The organism is Streptococcus sp. 5004, from assembly GCF_013276755.1.
Classification (GTDB): domain Bacteria; phylum Bacillota; class Bacilli; order Lactobacillales; family Streptococcaceae; genus Streptococcus.
In genome coordinates, this window is sequence record NZ_VMLP01000001.1 from 13,804 (window position 1) to 39,183 (window position 25,380).

The 25,380-nt window shown below is 42.8% G+C and carries 23 protein-coding genes; 8 read left to right on the forward strand and 15 right to left on the reverse strand.

Translation table 11 applies throughout. The annotated features are described in order from the left end of the window. The first annotated feature begins 52 nt into the window (after positions 1-52). Entirely contained in the window at positions 53-505 is a 453-nt protein-coding gene (locus tag HT685_RS00030; protein ID WP_173278894.1) for a universal stress protein, read from the forward strand. A gap of 136 nt (positions 506-641) precedes the next feature. Here the strand turns inward: HT685_RS00030 and HT685_RS00035 are convergent, their stop codons facing one another. Further along, entirely contained in the window at positions 642-2,033 is a 1,392-nt protein-coding gene (locus HT685_RS00035) for a Cof-type HAD-IIB family hydrolase (RefSeq protein WP_173278895.1), read from the reverse strand. Positions 2,034-2,098: 65 nt separating this feature from the next. Between HT685_RS00035 and HT685_RS00040 the strand changes: the two genes are divergently transcribed. Continuing rightward, positions 2,099-3,061: an asparaginase gene (locus HT685_RS00040; RefSeq protein ID WP_173278896.1), complete on the forward strand. Its 963-nt coding sequence runs from the start codon at positions 2,099-2,101 to the stop codon at positions 3,059-3,061. A gap of 53 nt (positions 3,062-3,114) precedes the next feature. Here the strand turns inward: HT685_RS00040 and ccpA are convergent, their stop codons facing one another. Then, positions 3,115-4,125, reverse strand: a complete 1,011-nt coding sequence (gene ccpA, locus HT685_RS00045; protein WP_001090627.1) for a catabolite control protein A — start codon at positions 4,123-4,125, stop codon at positions 3,115-3,117. A 236-nt stretch (positions 4,126-4,361) separates the two neighbouring features. On the opposite strand from ccpA, the gene HT685_RS00050 reads away from it, so the two are divergent. Then, complete coding sequence (locus HT685_RS00050; protein ID WP_000886035.1) at positions 4,362-4,679, forward strand: DUF960 domain-containing protein; 318 nt, start codon at positions 4,362-4,364, stop codon at positions 4,677-4,679. A gap of 45 nt (positions 4,680-4,724) precedes the next feature. Here the strand turns inward: HT685_RS00050 and folK are convergent, their stop codons facing one another. From folK to HT685_RS00080, 6 genes are all read right to left on the reverse strand, one after another. Further along, the gene (gene folK, locus HT685_RS00055) at positions 4,725-5,537 is read right to left on the reverse strand and encodes a 2-amino-4-hydroxy-6-hydroxymethyldihydropteridine diphosphokinase (RefSeq protein ID WP_042749993.1); all 813 of its coding nucleotides are present in this window, start codon (positions 5,535-5,537) and stop codon (positions 4,725-4,727) included. A gap of 158 nt (positions 5,538-5,695) precedes the next feature. Beyond that, positions 5,696-6,250, reverse strand: a complete 555-nt coding sequence (gene folE / locus HT685_RS00060; protein WP_125386665.1) for a GTP cyclohydrolase I FolE — start codon at positions 6,248-6,250, stop codon at positions 5,696-5,698. Beyond that, the gene (locus HT685_RS00065; protein ID WP_173278897.1) at positions 6,231-7,553 is read right to left on the reverse strand and encodes a folylpolyglutamate synthase/dihydrofolate synthase family protein; all 1,323 of its coding nucleotides are present in this window, start codon (positions 7,551-7,553) and stop codon (positions 6,231-6,233) included. The genes folE and HT685_RS00065 overlap by 20 nt, the downstream gene beginning before the upstream one ends. Before the next feature lies 1 nt (position 7,554). Continuing rightward, complete coding sequence (gene folP / locus HT685_RS00070) at positions 7,555-8,535, reverse strand: dihydropteroate synthase (RefSeq protein ID WP_173225995.1); 981 nt, start codon at positions 8,533-8,535, stop codon at positions 7,555-7,557. A 94-nt stretch (positions 8,536-8,629) separates the two neighbouring features. After that, positions 8,630-9,337, reverse strand: a complete 708-nt coding sequence (locus HT685_RS00075; RefSeq protein ID WP_173225993.1) for a type II CAAX endopeptidase family protein — start codon at positions 9,335-9,337, stop codon at positions 8,630-8,632. 104 nt (positions 9,338-9,441) lie between these two features. Further along, positions 9,442-10,860 (reverse strand): NCS2 family permease, encoded by a 1,419-nt coding sequence (locus HT685_RS00080; protein ID WP_049512097.1) that lies wholly within the window; start codon positions 10,858-10,860, stop codon positions 9,442-9,444. Positions 10,861-11,049: 189 nt separating this feature from the next. Here HT685_RS00080 and HT685_RS00085 point away from each other — a divergent pair, with 189 nt between their 5' ends. From HT685_RS00085 to HT685_RS00105, 5 genes are all read left to right on the forward strand, one after another. Beyond that, complete coding sequence (locus HT685_RS00085; protein WP_173225992.1) at positions 11,050-11,862, forward strand: Cof-type HAD-IIB family hydrolase; 813 nt, start codon at positions 11,050-11,052, stop codon at positions 11,860-11,862. A gap of 224 nt (positions 11,863-12,086) precedes the next feature. Then, on the forward strand, positions 12,087-13,106 hold the full coding sequence (gene adhP / locus HT685_RS00090; protein ID WP_173225990.1) for an alcohol dehydrogenase AdhP: 1,020 nt from the start codon (positions 12,087-12,089) through the stop codon (positions 13,104-13,106). A gap of 234 nt (positions 13,107-13,340) precedes the next feature. Next, positions 13,341-14,330 carry a PTS sugar transporter subunit IIB gene (locus tag HT685_RS00095; protein ID WP_173225988.1) on the forward strand — a complete coding sequence of 330 codons (990 nt, stop codon included), beginning with the start codon at positions 13,341-13,343 and terminating at the stop codon, positions 14,328-14,330. 25 nt (positions 14,331-14,355) lie between these two features. Further along, the gene (locus HT685_RS00100; RefSeq protein ID WP_173225986.1) at positions 14,356-15,159 is read left to right on the forward strand and encodes a PTS mannose/fructose/sorbose transporter subunit IIC; all 804 of its coding nucleotides are present in this window, start codon (positions 14,356-14,358) and stop codon (positions 15,157-15,159) included. 23 nt (positions 15,160-15,182) lie between these two features. After that, on the forward strand, positions 15,183-16,094 hold the full coding sequence (locus HT685_RS00105) for a PTS system mannose/fructose/sorbose family transporter subunit IID (RefSeq protein ID WP_033676082.1): 912 nt from the start codon (positions 15,183-15,185) through the stop codon (positions 16,092-16,094). A 55-nt stretch (positions 16,095-16,149) separates the two neighbouring features. Here HT685_RS00105 and pepC read toward each other — a convergent pair whose 3' ends face one another. The 7 genes from pepC to HT685_RS00140 all read right to left on the reverse strand — a co-directional run bounded on the left by pepC (position 16,150) and on the right by HT685_RS00140 (position 25,287). Beyond that, positions 16,150-17,484: an aminopeptidase C gene (gene pepC, locus HT685_RS00110; protein ID WP_173225984.1), complete on the reverse strand. Its 1,335-nt coding sequence runs from the start codon at positions 17,482-17,484 to the stop codon at positions 16,150-16,152. A 111-nt stretch (positions 17,485-17,595) separates the two neighbouring features. Beyond that, the gene (locus HT685_RS00115; protein WP_173225982.1) at positions 17,596-18,318 is read right to left on the reverse strand and encodes a pseudouridine synthase; all 723 of its coding nucleotides are present in this window, start codon (positions 18,316-18,318) and stop codon (positions 17,596-17,598) included. Between the two features lie 193 nt (positions 18,319-18,511). Further along, the gene (locus tag HT685_RS00120; RefSeq protein WP_000901572.1) at positions 18,512-18,742 is read right to left on the reverse strand and encodes a GlsB/YeaQ/YmgE family stress response membrane protein; all 231 of its coding nucleotides are present in this window, start codon (positions 18,740-18,742) and stop codon (positions 18,512-18,514) included. Positions 18,743-18,751: 9 nt separating this feature from the next. Further along, positions 18,752-19,993, reverse strand: a complete 1,242-nt coding sequence (locus HT685_RS00125; protein ID WP_173225980.1) for an aminopeptidase — start codon at positions 19,991-19,993, stop codon at positions 18,752-18,754. Positions 19,994-20,014: 21 nt separating this feature from the next. Further along, positions 20,015-20,167: a hypothetical protein gene (locus tag HT685_RS00130; protein ID WP_173225978.1), complete on the reverse strand. Its 153-nt coding sequence runs from the start codon at positions 20,165-20,167 to the stop codon at positions 20,015-20,017. Then, complete coding sequence (locus HT685_RS00135) at positions 20,139-20,858, reverse strand: hypothetical protein (RefSeq protein ID WP_100127914.1); 720 nt, start codon at positions 20,856-20,858, stop codon at positions 20,139-20,141. Before HT685_RS00135 ends, HT685_RS00130 begins: the two co-directional genes overlap by 29 nt. Before the next feature lie 37 nt (positions 20,859-20,895). After that, positions 20,896-25,287: a PolC-type DNA polymerase III gene (locus tag HT685_RS00140; protein WP_173225976.1), complete on the reverse strand. Its 4,392-nt coding sequence runs from the start codon at positions 25,285-25,287 to the stop codon at positions 20,896-20,898. Positions 25,288-25,380: the final 93 nt, after the last annotated feature.

Genomic DNA, 25,380 nt, shown 5'->3' on the forward strand with positions numbered 1-25,380 from the left:
CTATAGTGAAAAGGTTTACAATTATAGTAAGAAAATTTCAGGAGGTTTCATTATGGCACAACGTTACCAAAATATCATGGTCGCAATCGATGGTTCTAAAGAAGCGGACTTGGCTTTTGTCAAGGGAGTTCATTCTGCTCTACGAAACGACGCTAAACTCACCATCACACATGTCATTGACACACGCGCTCTCCAAAGCGTATCCACCTTTGATGCTGAAGTTTATGAAGAACTCCAAGTCGACGCTGAAAGTCTGATGAAAGAGTACGAAAAACGTGCTAAAGATGCTGGTGTGGCAGATGTTCATATCGTCATTGAAATGGGAAATCCAAAAACCCTCTTAGCACGTACTATTCCCGATGCTGAGGAAGTGGACCTCATCCTTGTTGGCGCAACTGGTCTCAACGCCTTTGAACGCCTCTTGGTCGGCTCTTCATCTGAATACATCCTCCGCCATGCTAAGGTTGATTTGCTGGTTGTGAGAGAACAAGAAAAAACCCTATAGTCACGAAGAAAAGGAGCTCAGCGCTCCTTTTTGTTTACTGTTTATACTCTTCGAAAATCTCTTCAAACCACGTCAACGTCCATCTACAACCTCAAAANNCAGCCTGCGGCTAGTTTCCTAGTTTGCTCTTTGATTTTCATTGAGTATTATTTCTCTCTTTATGGCGCTCATAAGCCTTGAGCTGGCGCTGCAGTTCCTTTTTAATAGCAGGTTCTGGAGCATATTTTTCTTCCCAATCATCTGGTTTTAAGATTTTATGGGTCACTGGATCAAAGTGAGCCTTGCCATCTGGAAAAATTTTCCCCATATTGGCCTGATGGACAATATCAAAAATACGTTCTGGATCCACCCCCATCAAAACAAAACTACCGTAGGTGAAGTAAAGCGTATCAATCAAGGCATCCACCTGCCCTACCAAATCTTGCTGGGCAGGTGTCTTCTTGGCTACTTTATCTGCTGCCTTATCAAGAGCTTGATGAAGTTGCGATAGAGCTTGACCAAAATCCTCTTCAGAGGGACTGGCTGCTCGAACAAACTCCACCAATTCTTCTATTTTAAAGCCAGCCCTGTGGGTTGCACCTTCTAAATCCCAAGCTCGTGGTTCTTCTTGGGTTCGTTCATCCATCATGTGGTGGAAGGTCTTGACCTTATTGAAATGATAGTCACGGCTGACAAAGACTTTTTCTGAAGCTAGAACACCAAAATGTTCCAAGGCCTTGTGGATTCCGTCTTGCTGATTGCTGGTGGTAATGTGCTTAGCAACTTCCTTGACACTGCTACTACCATTTCCCATAGCGACCGACATACCGACACCCGCCAGCATTTCTAGGTCGTTATCTGAGTCACCAAAGGCCATGACTTGGTTGAGGTCAAAACCATATTCTTTCCCGACTCGGCGTATGCCTTCCAATTTAGAGTTTCCTTGATTGATGACATCCGCTGCAAAAGGATTACTACGTGTCAATTTCAAGTCTTCAAAATCAGCTGCCGCCTTCTCAGATTCTTCTGGCGTCATCAGCATCAAAACTTGGTAGATAGGCTGATTCATCAGATCAAGTAGGTCTTCTTCCTTTTGGGGAACAACCTTGCTGACCATACGATTAAAGGAATGACTCACCGTTCGAGTTAAAACAGAGGGAACGAAGCGACTGATTCGTTGGGAAAAAGAACCCAAACCAAAGGACATGATTTTGGAACCTAACATGGCATCCTTGGTCCCTAGGGCAATCTCCTTACCCTCTTTTTTAGCATAAGTAATTAGCTGGCGCAAATGTAACTTGGAAATAGGACTCGTGAACAAGACCCTGTCTTTAGTAAAGATATACTGGCCATTGTAGGTTACCGCAAAGTCCAGATCCAAATCGTCCATCAATTCCTTAACAAAAAAAGGTCCTCGCCCTGTCGCTACACCAACTAACACCCCTTGTTCTTTGACAATCTTAATCGCGTCCTTAGTGGATTTCAAAACACTCTTGCGATCGTTAACCAAGGTTCCATCGATATCAAAAAAAACAGCTTTGACTTCCATCCTATCCCAATCTCCCCTTTTGTGATACAATGATTATACCACATTTCAGAAAGAGTGAGTAAATCATGCCTAAGAAAATCCTTGTTTTACATACGGGTGGGACTATTTCTATGCAGGCCGATGCTTCTGGCGCTGTTGTGACAAGTTCAGATAATCCCATGAACCATGTGTCCAACCCACTTGAAGGAATCCAAGTCCACGCCTTAGACTTTTTTAACCTGCCAAGTCCCCATATCAAACCCAAGCATATGCTGGCTCTCTACCAGAAAATTAAAGAGGAAGCTGCTAACTACGATGGAGTGGTGATTACACATGGAACCGATACTTTAGAGGAAACAGCCTATTTCCTTGATACAATGGAAGTTCCCCATATGCCTATCGTTCTAACAGGGGCCATGCGCAGCTCCAACGAACTCGGCAGTGATGGTGTTTATAATTATCTGAGTGCTCTACGAGTGGCTAGCGATGACAGGGCTGCTGATAAAGGAGTTTTGGTTGTTATGAACGATGAAATCCATGCTGCCAAGTATGTTACCAAAACGCATACGACCAACGTCGGCACCTTCCAGACCCCAACACATGGGCCACTTGGTCTGATTACGAAGCGGGAAATCCTATACTTTAAAACAGCTGAACCTCGTGTTCGCTTTGACCTTGATCACATACAAGGCTTGGTCCCTATCATCTCGGCTTATGCTGGTATGACAGATGAGCTGATTGATATGCTGGATTTGGAACAATTGGACGGTTTGATTATCCAAGCCTTCGGGGCGGGCAATGTTCCCAAAGAAACGGCTCAAAAATTAGAAAGCCTTCTGCAACAAGGAATCCCAGTCGCCCTTGTTTCACGATGCTTTAACGGTATTGCGGAACCTGTTTATGCCTACCAGGGCGGGGGCGTGCAGTTGCAAAAATCTGGTGTCTTCTTTGTTAAAGAACTCAACGCCCAAAAAGCCCGCCTAAAGCTCCTCATTGCCCTCAATGCCGGACTAACAGGGCCAGCTTTGAAAGACTATATGGAAGGGTAAGTCTCTTCTCCAGAAAGCAAAATCAGGAAATCTGCACGATTCCCTGATTTTTTCTATTTCCGTTTTCGTGTTGAGCGACGTTCTGTCAAACCATGAGGTAAGAGAACTTCACGTTCTTCCAACTCTTCCTTGTGCATAATCTTGGTCAACATACGCATACTGATGGCCCCAAGGTCATAAAGAGGTTGGGCAATAGTTGTCAAGTTTGGACGGGTAAAGCGTGAGATTTGTGAATCATCACTAGTAATGATTTCAAATTCTTCTGGTACTGATACACCCTTATCAGCAAGGCCGTTCAAGACACCTGCTGCCAGCTCATCACCTGTTACAACTGCTGCAGTTGCGTTTGATGAAATCAAGCGTTCTGCCAAGGCATAACCATCTTCATAAGTGTATTTAGACTCAAATACCAATCCTTCGCTATAAGAAATACCTGCTTTTTTCAAGGCTTCCTTGTAGCCAACCAAACGAACCTTACCATTGATATCATCCACTAGTGGACCGCTTACGAAAGCAATGCGCTCATTTTCTTTAGCAAGGTAGGTCACTGCATCAATCGTAGCTTGTTTGTAGTCAATATTAACACTTGGAAGTTGGTGTTCTACATCCACAGTTCCTGCAAGAACAACTGGTGTTCGAGAACGAGAAAACTCTGAACGAATTTTTTCAGTCAAGTGGTAGCCCATAAAGATGATACCATCCACTTGCTTAGAAAACAGGGTATTGACAACTGAAACTTCCTTATCATCATCCTCATCACTATTAGCAAGAACGATATTATACTTGTACATTTCAGCGATATCATCAATCCCTTTAGCAAGCGTTGAGAAATAGCCATTGGTAATATTTGGGATCACCACACCGACAGTGGTTGTCTTTTTACTTGCAAGACCACGCGCCACAGCATTTGGACGGTAATCCAAACGATCAATCACCTCAAGCACTTTTTTACGAGTATTCTCTTTTACATTCTTATTGCCATTGACTACACGGCTAACCGTCGCCATTGAAACTCCTGCTTCACGGGCGACATCATAAATCGTTACTGTATCGTCTGTATTCATTCCATTTCCTTTCTATATCATACCTCACGAGACTCCAAAAAAGAGACGGTATGAAAATTTCGTTTTCATGCTTCTACTTATTCCATTTTATCACTATTTGTAAACACTTTCAAGCTTTTTTTGAAGATTATTTGAAAAAATTTCATAGAAAGCTATGTTTATGAAGAAAAAATCGCCTTTTCTTGATTTTTAATCCTATTTGCTGTATGATAAGGGAAAAGAAAGGGGGAAGAAATATGGCTTTTACCAATACCCATATGCGGTCAGCTAGTTTTGGCATTGTTACCAGCTTGCCTGATGATGTTATTGACTCTTTTTGGTACATCATCGACCACTTCTTAAAAAATGTCTTTGAATTGGAGGAGGAACTCGAGTTTCAATTGCTCAATAACCAAGGAAAAATTACCTTCCACTTCTCAAGTCAACACCTCCCTACAGCCATTGATTTTGACTTTAACCACCCTTTCGACCCTCTTTATCCCCCGAGAGTTCTGGTTTTAGATATGGATGGTAGAGAGACTATCCTCCTCCCAGAAGAAAATGACCTATTTTAAAAACTCTAGCCTTCAGTTGCAAGTGACTGAAAACTAGAGTTTTTTCTATTGTTTCAAAGCATTATACAAGTTGCGGATCGGTTGCTTTAATGTCGGATGGATAAAATGAGGCGCAATTTCCTGTAAGGACTCAAGGACAAAAAGGCGTTCCGCTATATAAGGATGAGGCAAGATAAGGTCGTCTGTATAAAGAATCAGATCCTCCACAAAGAGCAAGTCCAAATCAATCAAACGAGGCCCCCAATGTACTTCTCTCACCCGTCCCATCTCTGACTCAATGGCTAACAAGGTCTCTAATAGAACTGGGGCCGGCAACCAGGTTTCAACCTCAACCACTTGATTAGCAAAGCTATCTTGCTCGACACCTCCCCAAGGCTCCGTCGTCAAGACACTGGACTCTTTGAGAATATGGATACCTTGAGCTCGCATGTTCTCAATGGCTTGTTTCAAGTTTGCTTGTTTATCTCCCATATTGCTTCCTAGGGCGATAAAGGCTCGTTGCTTGCGGCGATGAATGGTTACCGAGCAAGTATCTAGTGGCAAATGCACTGGCGCCCAAGGTTTTTTCAATTCCAGCTTTATTTCTTGGACAAGAGGATAGGCCTCAAAGGTACGTTCTACCAGTTTGTAGGCTACCGTTTCAATCAAGTCCTCAGTTGTTTCCTGAAACCAAGCCGTCCACTGCTGACACAATTCTCCGTAATGGACAGAGGCTGTTAAATCCAAGTCTGTAGCCGCCTTGGTCATATCATAGGATAGGATTGCGGAAATAACAAACTTTTGCCCTAATTCCTTTTCACTAGGAAAAAGACCATGATAGGCAAAAATTTCCAAATCCTTAATCTGCAGTTGATCCATAATGATTCCTTTCTAGAAAAATCCGCCCAAAGCGGATTCTTTTTATACTCAATGAAAATCAAAGTGCAAACTAGGAAGCTAGCCGCAGGCTGCTCAAAACACAGTTTTGAGGTTGCAGATGGAAGCTGACGTGGTTTGAATTTGATTTTCGAAGAGTATTATAGTCCCATTAAACGATAAGCCTGATCTCGAAGGTCCTTATCTGTTTCAAATAGACCACGAGCTACTGTCGTCAAGGTTGCTGTGCCTGGTTTTCTGACACCACGCATACTCATACACATATGCTCCGCCTCAATGACAACAAAGGCTCCTTTAGCACCTAGATAGTCCATCAAGGCATCGGCTACTTCGATATTCAATCGTTCTTGAATTTGTGGTTTTTTCGAATAAACTTCAACCGTACGGGCTAGCTTAGACAAACCTGCCACACGACCATCTGGAATGTAGGCAATATGTGCTCTACCATAAAATGGCAAGAAGTGGTGTTCACACATGGTATGGAAAAAAATATCCTTTTCTACCACCATATTATCGTCAATAATCTCAAAGGATTTTGACAAATGTTCCTCCGCTGTTTGACCAAGACCTGAAAAAATCTCTTGGTACATACGAGCCACACGAGCAGGTGTTTCCTGCAAGCCCTCGCGGTTAGCGTCCTCTCCGACGGCCTCGATAATCATTTTTACAGCTACTTCAATCTTTTGTGTATCCATTTTCGTTTTTCCTCTCCATCAGATAGGCTCTCACTTGGCTCAAGAAATACAAGGAACCCGTGACAATCCTAACTGTTTGTTTCTCTTCTTTTTTATCTGTCAATTGCTGCTCTAGAAAATCCTGCCAACCCTGATAGCTGAGATTTCTAGACTTGGCTGCCTCTTTCAGCACGTTTTCATCAGTCGCCCGACTATCGTCAAAATGTGTCAGGGTAAGCTCGGTATCTGGGATTTGCTCCAACAAGTCCAACATATCCTCCAAGGCCTTGGTTTTGATACAAGTAAAGAGGATTTCCTTACGATAATCCGCAAAGCGTTCTTGCAAGGTTGCTAATAAAGCCTTGATAGCATGGGGATTGTGGGCTCCATCCAAAATCATCAAGGGATCTCTTGACACGATTTCCAAACGCCCCGACCAACTTGTTTCTTCCAAGGCTTGAGCAAGCAAAGTATTAGCTGGTAACTCTCGACCATCTTCTTGACAAAAAGTATCAAGTAAAGCTATAGCCATCCCAGCATTCTCTATCTGGTGCAAACCAAGCAGGCCAGTCTGGAAGCGACCTTGTCTGACAACACTTGTATAGTCAAAGACTTCACCTGTTACCACACTCTCTTGGTGACTAACTTGATAATCTGCCCCGTAGGCAAGTCTCGGCGCATCTTTCCCTTCCGCAATAGCGTCAATGACAACCAAAGCTTCTGGAGCGATACGACCTGTCACCAAGGGAATACCTTGTTTGATAATACCAGCTTTCTGCTCTGCTATAGCTTCCAAGGTGTCACCAAGTAGGGCTACATGGTCCAATCCAATAGTCGTGATGCCTGTTAAAATGGGATGGCAGACATTGGTACTATCCAAAAGTCCACCCATGCCCACTTCCATGATGGCCACATCTACTTGCTCTGTGGCAAAGTAGTCATAGGCCAGGGCTGTGATAATCTCAAACTCGGTTGTACCCTGTAAATTGGCGACCGCTTCTCCCTCCAGCAAAGACTGATAGTCTGCCATGAGGGCTTCTAGCCTAGCCTCTGGAATGGATTCCCCATTGATGCTAATCTGGTCTGTGTAATGAATGAGATAGGGCGAGCTGAACACCCCAACTCTCAGCCCTAGCTTTTCCAGCATATTCTTCAAAAAAGCAATGGTCGAACCCTTGCCGTTAGTCCCTCCGATATGGATGACCTTGAGTTTGAGATGGGGATTTCCACGCAAGGCTAACAGTTCCACCATTCGTTCCAAGCCAAAATGCGGTTGATCCGTCCGGTAGTTAGCAATCCACTGATTGTTTTCAATTTCTTTCATCTTATTTATATTGTTTTAAATCTAGATTTTCCGCTTCATCAGCCAATCGAATGGCTGATGCAATTTCAACTGCCATCTTGTGACTGGCTACGTCATGCACGCGCACCACTTCTACACCCTGTCTTGCAGCGATACTGGTTACATGAGCCGAAGCCGTATCTCGATTGCGGAAACCAAGTTCTGTCTCAGGATTGACTTCAAAACCATTTTCTTCAAGAATATTGATGACAAACCGCTTACGCGACACTCCAAGAAAGATTGGATAGCCCTTCTGATGTAGTTTATCCAAATCCCGTAAAAGAAGCAAATTTTCTTTCTTGGTCAGACCAAAGCCAATTCCTAGATCCAACAGGATATTTTCTTGTGCAATTCCAGCTTGATTTGCTCTCGCTAGTGCACGTTCAAAGAAAGTCTCCATCAAGTCTTCGATTGGCAATTTTTCAAAGTTAGCTAACTCTTCCTCTGTAAAAGCTTGTCCAAAACCAAAATGAGGAAAGATGAGCGAGCTAGGATGCTGAGGTCGAGCCATAACTGGATTAAACATGATGACCACTTTCGCACCAGCCTTAGCAACCACCTCCGCCATTTTCTCATCACCCATAAGACCAGTGATATCATTAACTAGATTGGCACCAGCAGCCAAAGCAGCTTCTGCTACCTGACTCTTCCAAGTATCAATAGAGATGAGGACATCACTTTCCTTGCGAATCGCTTTAATCACTGGAACAACACGCTGGATTTCCTCTTCTATCTCAACATAGCTATAGCTACTTCCCGGCCGAGTCGATTCTCCGCCGATATCTAGCATACTAGCCCCTTCTGCTATCAATTTACGAGCCTGCTGGAGTGCCTGCTCAAGAGCAAAAAATTGACCACCATCCGAAAAGGAATCTGGGGTTACATTGATAATTCCGCAAATAGCTGTCTTTGCATGATTTACTTTAGTTGACATATCGGTCACTCCCTCAAGGCTTTTCACCATATTATTTCTCTATTTTACCATAAAAAGAAAAAGATGGACACTATTGCATTCATCTTTTTTCCCAATAGAAACAAGTAAGCAATTGTCAAAAATCTTAAACAGAAATCCCTAATGTCCGACTCATGATCACCACAAGAGCCAACAAACAGAAAGCAACCCCATTCACAATCATGTGAAGTAAGATAGACATTTCCAAACGTTGGGTTTTATAAACTGTCCAAGTTAGCACAGTTGACATTCCTCCATAGATAAGAAGAGAAGGTAGATTTGTCGGTAAATGAAGCAAGGCAAAGATAATAGCACCGACTATATAACCCACATTTTCTTTACCACGAAAGAGTTTTTTAGGAATCACTCCTCGACATAAAATCTCCTCACAAATAGGAGCTATTAGAACCAGTAAGAAAAAACTGGAAATTAAGGAACTATTCTGGACCAAATCATTAATATTTGATTGATTGCTGGTTGTTGTTTCATTCATCAAACGCAGTAAGACCACACCAAGAATATTAAAGGCAAGAATCACTAGATAGCTTAAGGCCAATCTAGCCAAATCCTTAACCTTGAAAAACGATAAACCAAAACTAGCCAACTGTGTTTTCCTAGCACCTATTATAAATACAGTTAAAACCACAAGAGATAAGGTCCCTACTAATAGTCCAGTTTGAAGCAGTGGAAATTTTCTGCTAGTTAGAAAAGTTGCTAGAGCTAAAGGAAACTGAGAAAACAAAAGCCCTACTAGAAAGATTATTAACCACTTCCCCCTGTTTAATACTTCATCCCAAATATTCTTTTTTATCATCAATTATACTCCTACCATTCAATCAAAATCACCTACCTAGTTTGAAGCAATTTTCAAGTAACTATAATATAAAAAGGGGAGAACCCCTTTTTATATTATAGCATTTATAGTGCCATACTGATGTAGTTAAGGATAAACAAGGCATCCAAAATCCAAATCATGACATGAACATCTTTAGCTTGACCTTTGACAAGCTTAGTCAAAGTGTAAGTCAAGAAACCAACTGCAATCCCTTGAGTGATAGAGTAGCTGAATCCCATAAAGATAGATGTGAAGAAAGCAGGAACCGCTTCAGACATATCGTCCCAATGGATATTTTTCAAGCTAGCCAACATCATAATCCCAACGATAATCAAGATTGGAGCTGTAGCAGCTGTTGGTACAATCGCTAGAAGTGGGCTAAAGAAGCTTGAGATCGCAAAACAGATAGCTACAACCAAAGCTGTCAAACCAGTACGTCCACCTGCACCGATACCAGCAGCAGACTCAACATAAGTCGTTACGTTCGAAGTACCAGCGATGGCACCAATTGAAGTACCAATCAAGTCAGAGTAAAGAGCCTTGTCCAACTTAGCTGATTGGTGATTTTCACCATTTGTCGCTACGATACCAACTTTTTCACCTGTACCGATCAAGGTACCAATTGTATCAAAAATATCTGTCAATGAAAAGGCAAGAATAGCCATCAGAGTTTCAGGCAAGCGAGCTGTATCTGAAATCAAAGCTCCCAAACCTTCTGAACCAAGAGCTGCACCAAAGATTGTCTTCAAATCTTTAAAAGCTGCACCAACATGGTTATTAGCAAAATCGATGCTTGACAAATCTACCAAACCAACTGCAATAGCAAGAACAGTTGTTGTCAAGATAGAGAGGAGAATTCCCCCTTTAATTCCTTTGATGACAAAGAAAATTGTGATAGCGAGTCCTGCAAGAGCCACCAAAACAGCTGGATTATTAAAGCTGACCAATCCTGGAACTGCTGAAGAGTTTGCTGCAATCGTTGCTTGAGCTTTGTCAGCCCCTTCTCCTATAGCAGTATAGTTTCCTGGATCAATCGTGAATTTCAAAAGTCCAGCATTCTTAATCCCCACGTAGGCAAGGAAGACACCAATACCGGCTGAAATAGCTGAGCGAAGGGCATTTGGAATCGATTCAATGATCATTTTACGAACATTTGTCAAGGTAATAATCAATGAAATAATCCCACAGATGAAGACCATAGCTAGGGCTTCTTGCCAAGAATAACCAAGTCCAAATACGACCGTAAAGGTAAAGAAGGCATTGAGTCCCATACCTGGCGCTTGGGCATAAGGTAAGTTGGCGTAGAAAGCCATCATCAAGGTACCCGCTACTGCACCAATAATCGTTGCTAGGAAGACACCCTGAGCAGGCATTCCTGTTTGTGAAAGCATTTGTGGGTTTACAAAGAGAATATAGCTCATTGCAAAGAAAGTCGTTAAACCAGCGAGAACCTCTGTACGAACGTCTGTACCGTTCTCTTTTAGTTTAAATAATTTGTCCATTATCAATCTCCTTTTAATTTTTACGAACAATAATAGAATTATATCATTTATCATTCACTTTTTCAATATCTTTGTTTGATTTATTTAAGAATTTGATGAAATTTCTTTTTTTGTTTCGAATCTGCTTTTCTGCCTGCTTTCTGTTATAATAGTAGACATCTTATCTGAAAAGACACTAGAAAGGTCCCTATGACGAAAAAAATTATTGCAGTTGACCTGGATGGAACCCTGCTCAACTCAGACAGTCAAATTTCTGACTTTACCAAAGAAACCATAAAAAAAGTTGCTGAAAAAGGCCATCAAGTTATTATTACGACAGGGCGCCCTTACCGCATGTCAAAAGATTTTTACCATGAACTAGGCTTAGACACTCCTATGATTAATTTCAACGGCTCCCTTACTCATTTACCAGACCAAGTTTGGGATTTTGAAAAGTGTTTGACGGTAGACAAAAAATATCTTTTAGATATGGTTCGACGTTCAGAGGACATTCAAGCCGATTTTATCGCTGGAGAATATCGTAAAAAATTCTACATTACAAATCCTAATGAAGAAATTGCCAATCCCAAACTATTTGGTGTAGAAGCTTTCCAGCCTGAAGATCAACTCCAGCCTGAATTGGTGACCAAGGATCCTAACTGTATTCTGTTACAGACCAGAGCCAGTGACAAATATGCCTTGGCAAAAGAAATGAACGCCTTCTACCAGCATCAACTGTCTATCAATACCTGGGGAGGTCCGCTCAATATCCTTGAGTGTACCCCAAAAGGTGTCAACAAGGCCTTCGCCTTGGACTACTTGCTCAAGGTAATGAACCGTGACAAAAAAGATTTGATTGCTTTTGGAGATGAGCACAATGATACCGAAATGCTCGCTTTTTCTGGGAAGGGCTATGCCATGAAAAATGCCAATCCAGAGCTACTCCCCTATGCAGATGAACAAATTTCCCTGACCAATGACCAAGATGGAGTTGCCAAAACCCTGCAAGACTTATTCTTATAGTCCTTACTGACCAGCTTGCAAGCTGGTCTTTGTGCTCTTTTCACAGTCTCATCAACCAGTTAATCGATTGTTCTACTTTTTGCCTCCAAAACCTTGGAAAAGGCTTTCTTTTGTGATATAATTCACATATAAATACAAGAGAGCTCGTTACACTCGACTCTGTTGACACAAAATCAATCCAGTCCCGTTGTCCCTGTTCTCGGTCAATATAAAGGAGGATAGCTATGAAAGCTGTTGTTGTAAATCCAGAAAGCACTGGTGTTGCTGTTGAAGAAAAAGTACTCCGTCCACTTGAAACTGGGGAAGCACTTGTAGAAATTGAATACTGTGGTGTTTGCCACACTGACCTCCACGTTGCTCATGGTGACTTTGGTCAAGTACCAGGACGTGTTCTTGGCCACGAAGGTGTTGGTATCGTTAAAGAAATTGCCCCAGATGTAAAAAGCCTTAAAGTCGGCGACCGCGTCAGCGTTGCTTGGTTCTTTGAAGGATGTGGCACTTGCGAATACTGTACAACTGGTCGCGAAACTCTTTGCCGTACAGTGAAAAATGCCGGCTACTCAGTAGACGGTGGTATGGCTGAACAATGTATCGTAACTGCTGACTATGCTGTCAAAGTTCCTGACGGACTTGATCCAGCCCAAGCTTCTTCTATCACATGTGCTGGCGTAACAACCTATAAAGCTATTAAAGAAGCAAAAGTTGAACCAGGTCAATGGGTTGTTCTTTACGGTGCTGGTGGACTTGGTAACCTAGCTGTTCAATACGCTAAAAAAGTATTCAATGCTCATGTCATCGCAGTTGATATCAACAACGACAAACTTGCCCTTGCAAAGGAAGTCGGTGCTGATGTCGTTATTAACGGCCTAGAAGTTGATGATGTACCAGGACTCATCAGAGAAAAAACTGATGGAGGAGCTCATTCAGCTGTCGTAACTGCTGTATCTAAAGTTGCCTTCAACCAGGCTGTTGACTCCGTTCGTGCTGGTGGTCGCGTCGTCGCTGTCGGTCTTCCTTCTGAAATGATGGAACTCAGCATCGTTAAAACAGTCCTCGATGGAATCCAAGTCATCGGTTCTCTTGTAGGAACTCGTAAAGACTTGGAAGAAGCCTTCCAATTCGGTGCAGAAGGTTTAGTAGTTCCAGTTGTTCAAAAACGTCCAATAGAAGATGCCGTAGCCATTTTCGACGAAATGGAAAAAGGGCAAATCCAAGGACGTATGGTACTCGACTTCACCCACTAATCTAATAGAAACCTATTTTAAAAGTTGGAAGCTTCTTCCAACTTTTTTATATTAAATTTTTAAATAAGGATTCAAAAAAACTTCTCTAAAACTCAATATATCAATATTTTTAGATGTAATCTTTTTAATTATTTTATGATAAATAGTTGATTTTTAGATGAAAACGGTTTATACTTAAAAAGTCTTAAAGTTTTCTTAAACGAAAACTAAAACAAAAAAGGAGGAATGACAATAATGAGTATCGGAATCATTATTGCGAGCCACGGCGAATTTGCTGCGGGTATTCATCAGTCAGGATCTATGATCTTTGGTGAACAAGAAAAGGTTCTAGTTGTAACCTTTATGCCAAATGAAGGTCCTGATGATTTATACGCTAAGTTTAATAACGCTGTTGCTGCATTTGACGCAGAAGATGAGGTTCTAGTTTTGGCTGACCTTTGGAGTGGATCTCCATTCAACCAAGCTAGTCGCGTGATGGGAGAAAATCCTGAACGTAAGTTTGCCATCATCACAGGACTGAATTTACCGATGTTGATTCAAGCCTATACAGAGCGCCTCATGGACGCTGCTGCAGGTGTAGAAAAAGTCGCTGCGAATATTATTAAAGAAGCCAAAGATGGCATCAAAGCTCTTCCAGAAGAGCTAAACCCAGTTGAGGAAGTAGCAAGCGCTGCAGCTGCTCCAGTTGCCCAAGCTGCTATCCCAGAAGGAACTGTTATCGGAGACGGTAAACTCAAAATCAATCTTGCCCGTCTTGACACACGTCTACTTCACGGTCAGGTTGCAACTGCTTGGACTCCAGATTCAAAAGCAAATCGTATCATCGTTGCTTCAGATAACGTAGCTAAAGACGACCTTCGTAAAGAATTGATTAAACAAGCAGCTCCAGGTAAAGTGAAAGCAAACGTTGTTCCTATCCAAAAACTGATTGAGGTTGCAAAAGATCCTCGCTTCGGAGAAACACATGCCCTTATCTTGTTTGAAACACCTCAAGATGCCCTTCGTGCTATCGAAGGTGGCGTGCCAATCAAAACTCTTAATGTTGGATCAATGGCTCACTCAACAGGTAAGACAATGGTTAACAACGTTTTGTCTATGGATAAAGAAGACGTTGCTACATTTGAAAAAATGCGTGACCTTGGTGTTGAATTTGATGTCCGTAAAGTACCAAACGACACCAAAAAAGATTTGTTTGACTTGATTAACAAAGCAAACGTGCAATAATCGATTTTATGAAAGGATTTTAAAGATGTCTATTATTTCTATGGTTTTAGTAGTCGTTGTAGCCTTCCTAGCAGGTCTTGAAGGTATCCTCGACCAGTTCCAATTCCATCAACCAATCGTAGCTTGTACCCTTATCGGTCTTGTTACCGGTAACCTTGAAGCAGGGATCATCCTTGGTGGTTCTCTTCAAATGATCGCCCTTGGTTGGGCTAACATCGGAGCTGCCGTAGCTCCTGACGCTGCTCTTGCTTCTGTTGCTGCTGCCATTATCATGGTTCTTGGTGGCGACTTTACTAAGACAGGTATCGGTGTTGCCCAAGCGGTTGCTATCCCTCTTGCAGTTGCTGGTCTATTCTTGACTATGATTGTCCGTACACTCTCTGTCGGATTGGTTCACACTGCTGATGCTTCTGCTAAAAAAGGTGACTTCAAAGCAGTTGAACGTGCTCACTTTGTCGCACTTCTTCTTCAAGGTCTTCGTATTGCAGTCCCTGCAGCACTCCTTCTAATGGTACCAACTGAAACAGTACAAAGCATTCTAAATGCTATGCCTGATTGGCTCAAAGATGGTATGGCTATCGGTGGTGGTATGGTTGTTGCCGTTGGTTACGCTATGGTTATCAACATGATGGCAACTCGTGAAGTATGGCCATTCTTCGCTATCGGTTTCGTTCTCGCTGCCGTGTCAGATATTACTCTAATCGGATTTGGTGCTATCGGTGTTGCTATCGCTCTTATCTACCTTCACCTTTCTAAAACTGGTGGAAATGGTGGCGGAGGAGCTACAACCTCTAACGACCCAATCGGCGATATCCTAGAAGACTACTAAGATAAGAAAGGACTGAAAACATCATGACTGAAAAACTTCAATTAACTAAATCAGATCGTAAAAAAGTTTGGTGGCGTTCAACTTTCTTACAAGGTTCTTGGAACTATGAACGTATGCAAAACTTGGGTTGGGCTTACTCATTAATTCCAGCTCTTAAAAAACTCTACACTAAAAAAGAAGATCAAATCGCTGCTCTTGAACGCCATCTTGAGTTCTTCAACACTCACCCATACGTAGCCGCTCCAATCATGGGGGTTACTCTTGCACTTGAAGAAGAACGTGCTAACGGTGTGGAAATCGATGACGCTGCTATCCAAGGGGTTAAAATCGGTATGATGGGACCTCTTGCTGGTATCGGTGACCCAGTATTCTGGTTTACAGTACGCCCAATCCTTGGATCACTCGGTGCTTCACTTGCCCTTACTGGCAATATCTTAGGTCCAATCCTCTTCTTCGTTCTTTGGAACTTGATTCGTATGTCATTCTTGTGGTATACACAAGAGATTGGATACAAGGCTGGATCAGAAATCACTAAAGATATGTCTGGCGGTATCCTCCAAGATATCACTAAAGGTGCTTCTATCCTTGGTATGTTCATTCTTGCTGTCCTTGTTCAACGTTGGGTAAATATTAAATTTGCTTTCGATGTTGCCAAAGTTCAACTAGATGAAAAGGCTTATATCCATTGGGATAAATTGCCAGAAGGATCTAAAGGTATCCAAGAAGCATTCGCACAAGTAGGACAAGGATTATCTCAAACACCTGAAAAAGTTACTACTTTCCAACAAAACTTGGATATGTTGATTCCTGGACTATCAGGACTACTCCTTACTTTCCTTTGCATGTACTTGCTTAAGAAAAAAGTATCTCCAATCACTATTATCCTTGCACTCTTCGCAGTGGGTATTGTGGCACATGTTCTTCACATCATGTAATCAAGCAACTTAAAAGGAATCAGGTTCTAAAATCTGATTCCTTTTTTCTATGCTTTTATTCAGCCAAAGCTCCCATTGGATCCCATGGTGCGAGTACAATTGGTTCTGCTCCATAGGCAGCTTGTTCTTCTACTGTCAGCAATTCCTTACGGACAACGATTTGGTATGTGTATTCGTCCATCCAAACGTCTGAAGCAACAAAGTAACCATCTGCACCAACCTTGTCTCCCCAAGAGTTTTCAACCTTCCACTTGGTTGACTTGCCATTTTCATCCAAGTCAACACCTGTCAAAACCATGGCGTGGGTCATCAAGCTTTCGCTGTAGTCCAAACGTCCAGCCTTGTCTTGAGTGAGTTTAATGTCCATGCTTGATTCAAAGTCATAAACATCTGTCGCAAGAATTCCAGCTTTACGGTTGCTGAGCTGACCGACATCAGAACCAAACCAAACAGTCTCACCGGCTTGCATTTGAGCAATCGCCAATTCTTTCAAGCGTTCCATTGGAACGTTGATGTAGCGAACTGCACGGCTACCAACCACATTCCCCAACATCTCAACTGTGTAAGATTTACCGTAAGGCTTGTCAGCAGTTGGAGCATTAATAACAGAAACATAGTCTTCTAGAGGAAGGTCAACATATTTCTTGTAAAACTCTTGTGGTGTAATGCCCTTTTCACTTTGGTAGTTATCATCCTTGTCACGATAAGCAAAGTCAAATTTACGTGGTGGAAGTCCTAAAGACATAGCAAGGAAGTTAAAGATTTCTTGCAAGAGGTCTTCTTTCTTAGCTTGAACAGTCGCTTGGTCCGCACCAGAAGCGAGCAAGTCACGCAAGATTTGAGCATCTTGACGAAGCAATTTGTTAAGAATCGCATTTAGCTCACGACTGCTACTAGATGAAACAGACTCAGGGTAAACTGACTTAGGCACGACACCGTATTTCTCAAAGAGAGAAACGACCATATCCCATTGACCACCATCTTGTTGAGGTGTTTGGAGTAAGAAGCTAACCTTGCGGCTAGTCAATTCTTGGTCTGAAGTCGCAATGACTTGCTCCAAGAACCAGTTTGATTTCTCATACTTGTCCCAGAAGAAGGTGTGGGCCTGTGATAACTCAAAATTTTCTAGTTTGTATTGTGAGATGAGCTTGTGGCGGAAAGTGTTGAGAGCTGCAAACATCCAGCAACGACCAGACGCTTTCTGGTTGGTTACCTTGTCCTTGGTCAAATCCAACGAGAAAACAGGTGTGTTATCTACATGGCTTTGGCGACGTTCTAAGGCTGCAAAAATTCCGTTGTGGCTGGCAGCATTTTCAATCGCTTGGTATTTGACATTTGCTTCATAATTGGCAAATAGTTTATCAGTAAATGATTCTTGAATCGCGTTCATAGATTCCTCCTTTTATTCTACAGTCTATTATAACTCTTTTCACAAAGGAAGCAACTGAAAAACATAAAAGGCAAGGATATTCTTCCTCACCTTTTTCGAATATAAACCAAACTAAGCAATACTAGCACGGAGATCTTCTAATTCTTCCTTGGTCAAGCGACGCCATTCTCCTCGCTGCAAGTTCTCATCCAATACTAGAGTTCCCATAGTCAAACGTTGCAAGTCTACTACTTCCTTGCCACAGTAGCCCACCATACGCTTGACCTGATGAAACTTCCCTTCTGCAATAGTCACACGGATTTGGCTCTGATTCTTTTCTGCATCCGTGGAAAGAATCTCCAGTCCAGCGGGCTGACAGGTAAAGTCTTTGAGAGGAATACCCTCAGCAAATATCTCCACATCTTCTTGGGTCATAATTCCCTTGACCTGGGCCAGATAAGTCTTATCCACATGACGCTTTGGCGAAAGAAGAGCATGGGCCAGCTTGCCGTCATTGGTCAAGAGCAAAAGACCATGCGTGTCAATATCCAAGCGTCCTACTGGGAAAACTTCCTTGCTCCGAGCAATATTATCCAGCAAGTCCAGAACGGTTCTGTGCTTAGGATCCTCAGTCGCTGAGATAACTCCTTTGGGCTTGTTCATCATGTAGTAGACAAACTCTTCATACTCCAACACTTGCCCATCAAAGCGAATGTCATCTCTTTCTTCATCAATCTGCAATTTAGCTGATTTCTCTTTTTTACCATTTACCGTCACGCGCCCAGCCTTGAGCAAGTTTTTGACCTCTGTCCGACTCCCTACAGCGCAGGCAACTAAAAATTTATCTAATCTCATAGAACTATTATATCATACTCAAAAGGAGGCTGGTACAATGACCAACCTCCTTTTCGTTTCATACTCTTCAAAAATCTCTTCAAACCGCGTCAACGTCGCCTTGCCGTGGGTATGGTTACTGACTTCGNNGAGCAACCTGCGGCTAGTTTCCTAGTTTGCTCTTTGATTTTCATTGAGTATCAGATTTAAGAAATTAACTTCCTCGTCTCCAGAAAATCGCTAAGACAATCATGGAACCTAGTACTGCCGGAATGATGGCAGTTCCTGCTATTATCGGTCCCCAAGTCCCAAAAAGCAAATGCCCTATAAAGGCACCAATCCAGCCTAGAAACATTTTTCCAAAACATCCCATGCGTTCTCCACGATTGGTTAGAGTACCTGCTAAAAATCCCACTAGGAGACCAACGAACATACTTCCTAACATATTATCTCCTTAATTTGCCCAATCTCCGTTACGGAAAAGTGGTACACGTGTCCCATCCTCACGGATACCATCGATATCCATTTGGTTAGAACCAATCATAAAGTCTACGTGAACATCTGAACGGTTAAGTCCAGCAGCTTCAAGCTCCTCTTCGCTCATCTCCGCTCCACCAACAACGCTAGTTGCATAGGCTGCACCAATAGCCAAGTGATTTGACGCATTTTCATCGAAAAGGGTGTTAAAGAAGGTAATGCCTGACTGAGAAATTGGGCTTGGATCTGGTACCAAGGCACATTCACCCAAGGCACGCGCACCCACATTTTCAAAGACAAGGTCTTTCATGACCTGATCACCCTTCTCAGCAGTGATGTCCACAATTTGTCCATCCTTAAAGGTTACCTTAATACCTTCGATGATATTTCCGTTATAGCTAAGCGGTTTTGTAGAAGTGACATAACCATCTGCACGACGGAAGTCTGGTGCTGTGAAGACTTCCTCTGTCGGCATATTTGGCAAGAATCCTTCGCCCTGTGCATTGATAGCACCAGCTGATTCCCAAACGTGGTTCTTTGGCAAGCCAAGGGTCAAATCAGTCCCTGGCGCTGTGTAGTGAAGGGCTGAAAATTGTTCTTTATTAAGCATATCTGCCTTGCTCTTGAGGATAGCTGCATGCTCTTCCCAGGCCTTAACAGGATCTGCTTCGTAGACTCGGCAAGTTTTGAAGATTTGGTCCCAAAGGAGATCGACTGCTTCTTCATCGCTCGCAGCATTTGGAAATACCTTCTTAGCCCACTCAAGCCCAGCAGCGGCTGCTACCGTCCAGCTAACCTTGTTGGATTGGGTTGCGATACGCATTGGCTTCATAGCAAGTCCCATAGCTTTAGCAGAAGCTGAAAGCTTGTCAGCGTCCACACCGTTCAAGGCACCTGGATCAGATGAGCGAACTCCAAGACGGCTAGCCTTGTTCTCCAAGAGATAGTTCATCTCAGCAATCTTGTATTCTGACACATTGTCCAGACGCTCCATCGGAGCATGGAGGAATTTCTCACGGTTGATGACATCATCTGTCCACTGAACGATCACCTCATGTGCACCCAAAGCATAAGCTTCTTTGACGATTAAGTGAGCCAACTCACGTTGCTCCACATCGATAGAGAGAGCCAAAGTGTGACCAGGTTGCACGTTGATTCCGTTCGCAACCAATAATTTCGCATATTTTTCTAGATTTTCTTTAAAATTTGGTAAAACCATTCTGTTATCTCTTTTCTATTTTTATTTTTCTTTCAAAGCAGAGAATAATCCTGCTAAAGCAATATCACCTGACAAGAGTTCTGTTGATAGAAGAATTGTCTGATCAGCAAGGTCTAATTGATACTCAAAGACTTTTTCAGCTGGTTTATCTTCCGCAAAAATTCTTAGTTTCATGAAATGTCCTTTCTTGTTCTTCATGCTCCCCTAGGTAGAGGCGTCGTGCCTCTGTACTATTTGTGAGGATATCTATATAGGTTTCATAGTCATCAGGTAGAGGCTTTTCTAAAGAGATATCTTGTTCTGGATTTATATTTTTTCCATAAAGAAAGCAAAGATAGAGACGTTCGTTGAGTGTTGGAAATACTTCAATAGACATAAGTTCAGCCTGACCTACCCGATCCCAATCCTGTTCTTTGATATCTGATATGATATAGGTTTGGAAGAGTCCCATAAGTGGATTATCTTCTGGTAGTCCACTGTCTTTATCCGCCAGAACCAAAGAACAACGTCTACCAAAACCAGCAAGTTGGCGCTCCCTTCCCTTTACCGAAACAGTAATAGGATGCCCTCCAATATGGCTATAAATCCATTCTTTAGGCAGTTCATAATTTAACAGGGGGGTAACTTCTTTGACAATCGCTACAGGACTATAGCGTAGAAACTGGCGAGTAACAGCCTTACAAAAGAGGATATCCTCCTCTTTCAAGGTCACTCCCTTCCAATTATTTTCCTCGTTAAAATGGTTGAAAAATACCAGATAGGGATCACGCACCATTTGTGCTAATACGTAAACGCCATTTCGCAAACTTATGGAAATAACTTTCCCTGGTTTCCAGGGTGTTGCTCTTTTTTTCTTTTCCATCATGATACAACCTCAAACCTACACAAGACATTTCAAACTTTTAAAACAACTCATCAAACAAACTCAACTGATTATCCTCTGGCATATTTCCAAGAATACCCATTTCATCCATCTTTTCAACCAAGGTTGATGAGAGGCCACCGCGTTTGCGTAGTTCTGTTTTAGAGAGGAATTCTCCCTCTTCACGCGCTCGCACTAGCTGCTTGGCAACGTTCTCTCCCAGACCATCCATTGCTACAAATGGCGGAATGAGGGTATCCCCATCGATAAAGAACTCTGTCGCCTGACTACGATAGAGATCGAGTTTTCCAAACTTGAAACCACGCTCCCACATCTCATTGACAATCTCAAGAGTTGTATAGAGGTCAATTTCCACATTAGAGGCTTCATTGTTCTTCCGTTTTTCAGCAATTTCTTCCATTCTGCGCTTGATAGCATCCAAGCCCGCCCCCATAGTCTTGATATCAAAAGCCTTAGCACGAATGGAGAAGTAAGCACAGTAATAATAAATGGGATGGTGAACCTTGAAGTAAGCTACACGCAAGGCCATCATAACGTAGGCTGCCGCATGGGCTTTAGGGAACATGTACTTAATTTTCCCACAGGACTCGATATACCACTCTGGCACCTTATTAGCCTTCATAGCTTCGATATAGCCATTGCGTTCCTCTTCTGAAATCTTGAGCCACAAGCCCTTACGTACCCGTTCCATGATGGTAAAGGCCATCTTAGGCTCGAGACCAGCATGCATGAGGTAAACCATGATGTCGTCCCGACAACCGATAACGGTCGACAGATCCGCAATCCCTTGCTTAATCAGATCTTGAGCATTTCCAAGCCAAACGTCGGTACCGTGAGATAACCCTGACAACTGAAGCAATTCTGCAAAAGTCGTCGGATGCGTTTCATCTACCATGCCTCGGACAAAGTTGGTTCCAAACTCTGGAATCCCCAGCATGCCTGTCGGCGTACCGATTTGCTCAGGTGTCACACCTAGCACATCCGTCCCAGAAAAGAGGGCCATCACACCTTCGTCATCCATAGGAATTTCATTAGGATCAATCCCCGACAAGTCCTGGAGTTTTCGAATCATGGTCGGATCATCATGTCCCAGTACATCGAGTTTGAGGACGTTCTCGTCGATATCATGGAAGTTAAAGTGAGTAGTCTGCCATTCAGCCGTCACATCATCCGCTGGATACTGGACAGGCGTAAAGTCGTAAACATCCATGTAGTTAGGAATAACAACGATTCCCCCCGGGTGTTGGCCTGTTGTCCGTTTGACACCAGCAGCACCTTGAGCGAGACGTTCCACTTCTGCATCACGATAAAACTTGCCATAATCTCGCTCGTAACCCTTGACAAATCCATAGGCAGTCTTGGCAGCCACCGTACCAACCGTTCCTGCACGGAAGGCATATTCCTCACCAAAGATATCACGCACATCCAAGTGGGCGCTAGGCTGATCCTCTCCCGAAAAGTTCAAGTCAATATCGGGAACCTTGTCTCCATCAAAACCAAGGAAGGTCTCGAAAGGAATATCCTGTCCGTTTTTGCTGAGTTTATGACCACATTTTGGGCAGTCCTTATTGGGCATATCAAAACCTGATCCGTAAGAACCGTCTGTGATAAACTCACTGTACTGACACTGACCACAGACATAGTGAGGAGATAGAGGATTGACCTCTGTAATCCCAATCATGGTCGCAACGAAACTGGAACCGACAGATCCACGAGAACCAACCAAGTAACCCCGTTCATTGGAACGTTGCACCAGCATCTGCGATGCCAGATAAATCACAGCAAATCCATTCCCCAGAATAGAAGTCAATTCTTTTTCAATCCGCAAATCAACAATATCTGGCAGCGGATTTCCATAAATCTCAAAAGCTTTCTTATAGGTCAACTCAGCAACTGTTTCTTCAGCCTTGTCGATGAAAGGCGTGTACAAGTCACCCTTAACAACCTCAACGGGTTCAAAGATTTCTGCTAAGGCATTGGGATTTTCAATAACCAGTTTACGAGCCAGTTCCTCTCCCAAGAAGGCAAATTCATCCAACATCTCATTAGTCGTTCTAAAATGAGCCTTTGGAAGTGGTGCTGGTTGGGCATGTTCTCCATGACCGATAGTTCGGTTAATCATAGCCCCCTGTCCCAAACTACGGACGATAATTTCACGATAAATCTCTTCTTCCGGTTCGATATAGTGAACATTTCCCGTAGCCAGAACAGGCTTGCCAAGACGGTCGCCGACCTCTATCAAACTCCTGATAATAGTCTGGAGTTCCTCCATATCCTTGACCTGCTCCTTAGCAATCAAGGGAGCATAGATAGCTGGTGGCATGACCTCAATAAAGTCATAATACTTGGCCACCTCAACCGCCACATCCACGCCCTGGGAAACAACTGCATCAAAAACTTCACCTTCAGAGCAAGCTGAACCTAAAATCAAGCCCTCTCGATGAGCATCTAAAACTGTTCTCGGAATCCGTGGTACCCCTTCAAAGTACTTAGTATTGGACAAAGAAACTAGCTTAAAGATATTTTTTAGGCCTACCTGATTCTTGACATAAATAGTCGCATGCTTAATCCTAGCTTTTTTATAAGAATCTGGACTAATCAAATCAATATTGAGTCTAGCTAAATCCGTCACACCATGTTTTTCTGCCACCTCTTTGATAAAGATGAAAAGCAAACGACCAGTAGCTTCCGCATCGTAATTGGCCATGTGGTGATGTTCTAAGGCCACACCAAAACGCTTGGTCAAAGGCCCCAAACCATGACGCTTATACTCAGGATAAAGGTTTCTAGCAAACTCCAGCGTATCAATCACTGGCTGACTAATCCTTGGAAGACCATGACGCTCATAATTGGCATTCATAAAGCCAACGTCAAAGGTCGCATTGTGGGCAACTAGTACCGTATCTTTACAAAATTCTTGGAATTCTTGCAAAACTTGTTCCAGTGGCTTGGCATTTTTGACATGATCATCTGTAATTCCAGTCAACTCAGTAGTAAAAGCTGACAAGGGATGCCCGGGATTGATAAATTCATCAAATTCGGCAATGACATTCCCCTTGTACATCTTAGAGGCTGCAACCTGAATCAAGTCATTATAGATGGCTGATAGACCCGTTGTTTCCACGTCAAAGACCACATAGGTCGCTTCTGACAAGTCCATCTCCACTTCGTTATAGACGATAGGGACACGGTCCTCCACGATATTGGCTTCCATACCATAGATTAGCTGGATTCCCGCTTTTTTGGCCGCCTTATAGCCGTGTGGGAAGGACTGGACATTCCCATGGTCCGTGATAGCAACAGCCTTGTGTCCCCACTTAGCAGCTGTCACAACGATTTCTTCGACCTCTGGTAGAGCATCCATGGTCGACATATTAGTATGAGCATGAAACTCAACCCGACGCTCACCTTCTGGCATCAAATCCTTCCGCTCATAGTGAACAACTTCCTGCACATCCTGCACGTTCATAGTCAAATCGCGTGTGAAGTTATTCATCTCCACATTCCCACGAACTCGGAGCCAAGAATTCTTCTTGATAAGGTCAAATTTCTGAGCTTCTTCCTCATTTTTAACCCACTTTTGCATCGAAAAACTGGAAGTATAGTCTGTCATTTTAAAGTTGATCAAAACACGCCCTGTTCTGGTTACTTTTTGCTCCACATCAAACACAACCCCTTCAAAGACCAGACGATTTTCCTCCGTCGTCACTTCGATCATAGGAGTAATCTCCGCCTTATCTAGCTTGGGTTTAGCTGCAGCTTTTTTCGCTTGAAAATCAAAGGCTGGTTTCTCTTCCGCAGGAGGAGGGGCCATCTGTTCCAGTTGTTCCATAGCACGGAGCGCTTCCTCATTGGCCGCTTGAACAATCTGATCATTTTCAGCATGAAAGGCCTCTTCCTGCTCTTGGGTCAGCACATCATTTTTCTCTACTTGACAATTAAAAGTTGGAAAGCCAAATTGTTCAAGTTGTTTCGCTAAATTAGGAAGATGATTCTTCTTAAAGTGTTCCTTATCAATCGCCTCAGAGCCTTCAATAAATAGCTGATTGCCCTCCGCACGAACTTGCAAATTTTGATAAAGGGACTTAAAACCTTGACTAGCACACGGCCCGTCAGAAAAAGCCTCTCTATAATAGGCCTGCAAGAGTTGATTTGAAAATTCTTGAGACAGAGCCTTGATTTCGAAAACAGCTTTATTGCCTGTCTTAGAAAATTCCTCACTCAAACCTTTCTTTAATTCTAAAAAGATTTCAATCGGTAAAATATTAGAAAATACGAAATGAAACTCCCATACCTTACTAATTTTATGAACCACAACTCGCTCAATATCGGCCTGTGATAAAGCAGGATCCTGCCTCATTTCAGCAGGCATCCCCAGTTGATTCATCAAAATTTCAAAACTGTTTGACATTCATTTTCCTCACATTATTCTCCTACTATTTTACCATACTTAGAGGTATTTTCTAAAGACAAAAGGAAGCCACTAAGTGACTTCCTTCTAGAG

Excerpts from the sequence above, each read along its gene's own strand:
- folP (WP_173225995.1), bottom strand. The coding sequence starts at position 8,535 with ATGGTGAAAAGCCTTGAGGGAGTGACCGATATGTCAACTAAAGTAAAT.
- folE (WP_125386665.1), bottom strand. The coding sequence starts at position 6,250 with ATGGATACACAAAAGATTGAAGTAGCTGTAAAAATGATTATCGAGGCC.
- HT685_RS00115 (WP_173225982.1), bottom strand. The coding sequence starts at position 18,318 with ATGAGATTAGATAAATTTTTAGTTGCCTGCGCTGTAGGGAGTCGGACA.
- HT685_RS00050 (WP_000886035.1), top strand. The coding sequence starts at position 4,362 with ATGGCTTTTACCAATACCCATATGCGGTCAGCTAGTTTTGGCATTGTT.
- HT685_RS00040 (WP_173278896.1), top strand. The coding sequence starts at position 2,099 with ATGCCTAAGAAAATCCTTGTTTTACATACGGGTGGGACTATTTCTATG.
- HT685_RS00080 (WP_049512097.1), bottom strand. The coding sequence starts at position 10,860 with ATGGACAAATTATTTAAACTAAAAGAGAACGGTACAGACGTTCGTACA.
- HT685_RS00135 (WP_100127914.1), bottom strand. The coding sequence starts at position 20,858 with ATGATGGAAAAGAAAAAAAGAGCAACACCCTGGAAACCAGGGAAAGTT.
- folK (WP_042749993.1), bottom strand. The coding sequence starts at position 5,537 with ATGGATCAACTGCAGATTAAGGATTTGGAAATTTTTGCCTATCATGGT.
- HT685_RS00095 (WP_173225988.1), top strand. The coding sequence starts at position 13,341 with ATGAGTATCGGAATCATTATTGCGAGCCACGGCGAATTTGCTGCGGGT.
- HT685_RS00075 (WP_173225993.1), bottom strand. The coding sequence starts at position 9,337 with ATGATAAAAAAGAATATTTGGGATGAAGTATTAAACAGGGGGAAGTGG.
- HT685_RS00105 (WP_033676082.1), top strand. The coding sequence starts at position 15,183 with ATGACTGAAAAACTTCAATTAACTAAATCAGATCGTAAAAAAGTTTGG.
- HT685_RS00085 (WP_173225992.1), top strand. The coding sequence starts at position 11,050 with ATGACGAAAAAAATTATTGCAGTTGACCTGGATGGAACCCTGCTCAAC.
- HT685_RS00140 (WP_173225976.1), bottom strand. The coding sequence starts at position 25,287 with ATGTCAAACAGTTTTGAAATTTTGATGAATCAACTGGGGATGCCTGCT.
- HT685_RS00120 (WP_000901572.1), bottom strand. The coding sequence starts at position 18,742 with ATGTTAGGAAGTATGTTCGTTGGTCTCCTAGTGGGATTTTTAGCAGGT.
- HT685_RS00125 (WP_173225980.1), bottom strand. The coding sequence starts at position 19,993 with ATGGTTTTACCAAATTTTAAAGAAAATCTAGAAAAATATGCGAAATTA.
- HT685_RS00030 (WP_173278894.1), top strand. The coding sequence starts at position 53 with ATGGCACAACGTTACCAAAATATCATGGTCGCAATCGATGGTTCTAAA.
- pepC (WP_173225984.1), bottom strand. The coding sequence starts at position 17,484 with ATGAACGCGATTCAAGAATCATTTACTGATAAACTATTTGCCAATTAT.
- HT685_RS00065 (WP_173278897.1), bottom strand. The coding sequence starts at position 7,553 with ATGAAAGAAATTGAAAACAATCAGTGGATTGCTAACTACCGGACGGAT.
- ccpA (WP_001090627.1), bottom strand. The coding sequence starts at position 4,125 with ATGAATACAGACGATACAGTAACGATTTATGATGTCGCCCGTGAAGCA.
- HT685_RS00130 (WP_173225978.1), bottom strand. The coding sequence starts at position 20,167 with ATGAAACTAAGAATTTTTGCGGAAGATAAACCAGCTGAAAAAGTCTTT.
- HT685_RS00100 (WP_173225986.1), top strand. The coding sequence starts at position 14,356 with ATGTCTATTATTTCTATGGTTTTAGTAGTCGTTGTAGCCTTCCTAGCA.
- HT685_RS00035 (WP_173278895.1), bottom strand. The coding sequence starts at position 2,033 with ATGGAAGTCAAAGCTGTTTTTTTTGATATCGATGGAACCTTGGTTAAC.
- adhP (WP_173225990.1), top strand. The coding sequence starts at position 12,087 with ATGAAAGCTGTTGTTGTAAATCCAGAAAGCACTGGTGTTGCTGTTGAA.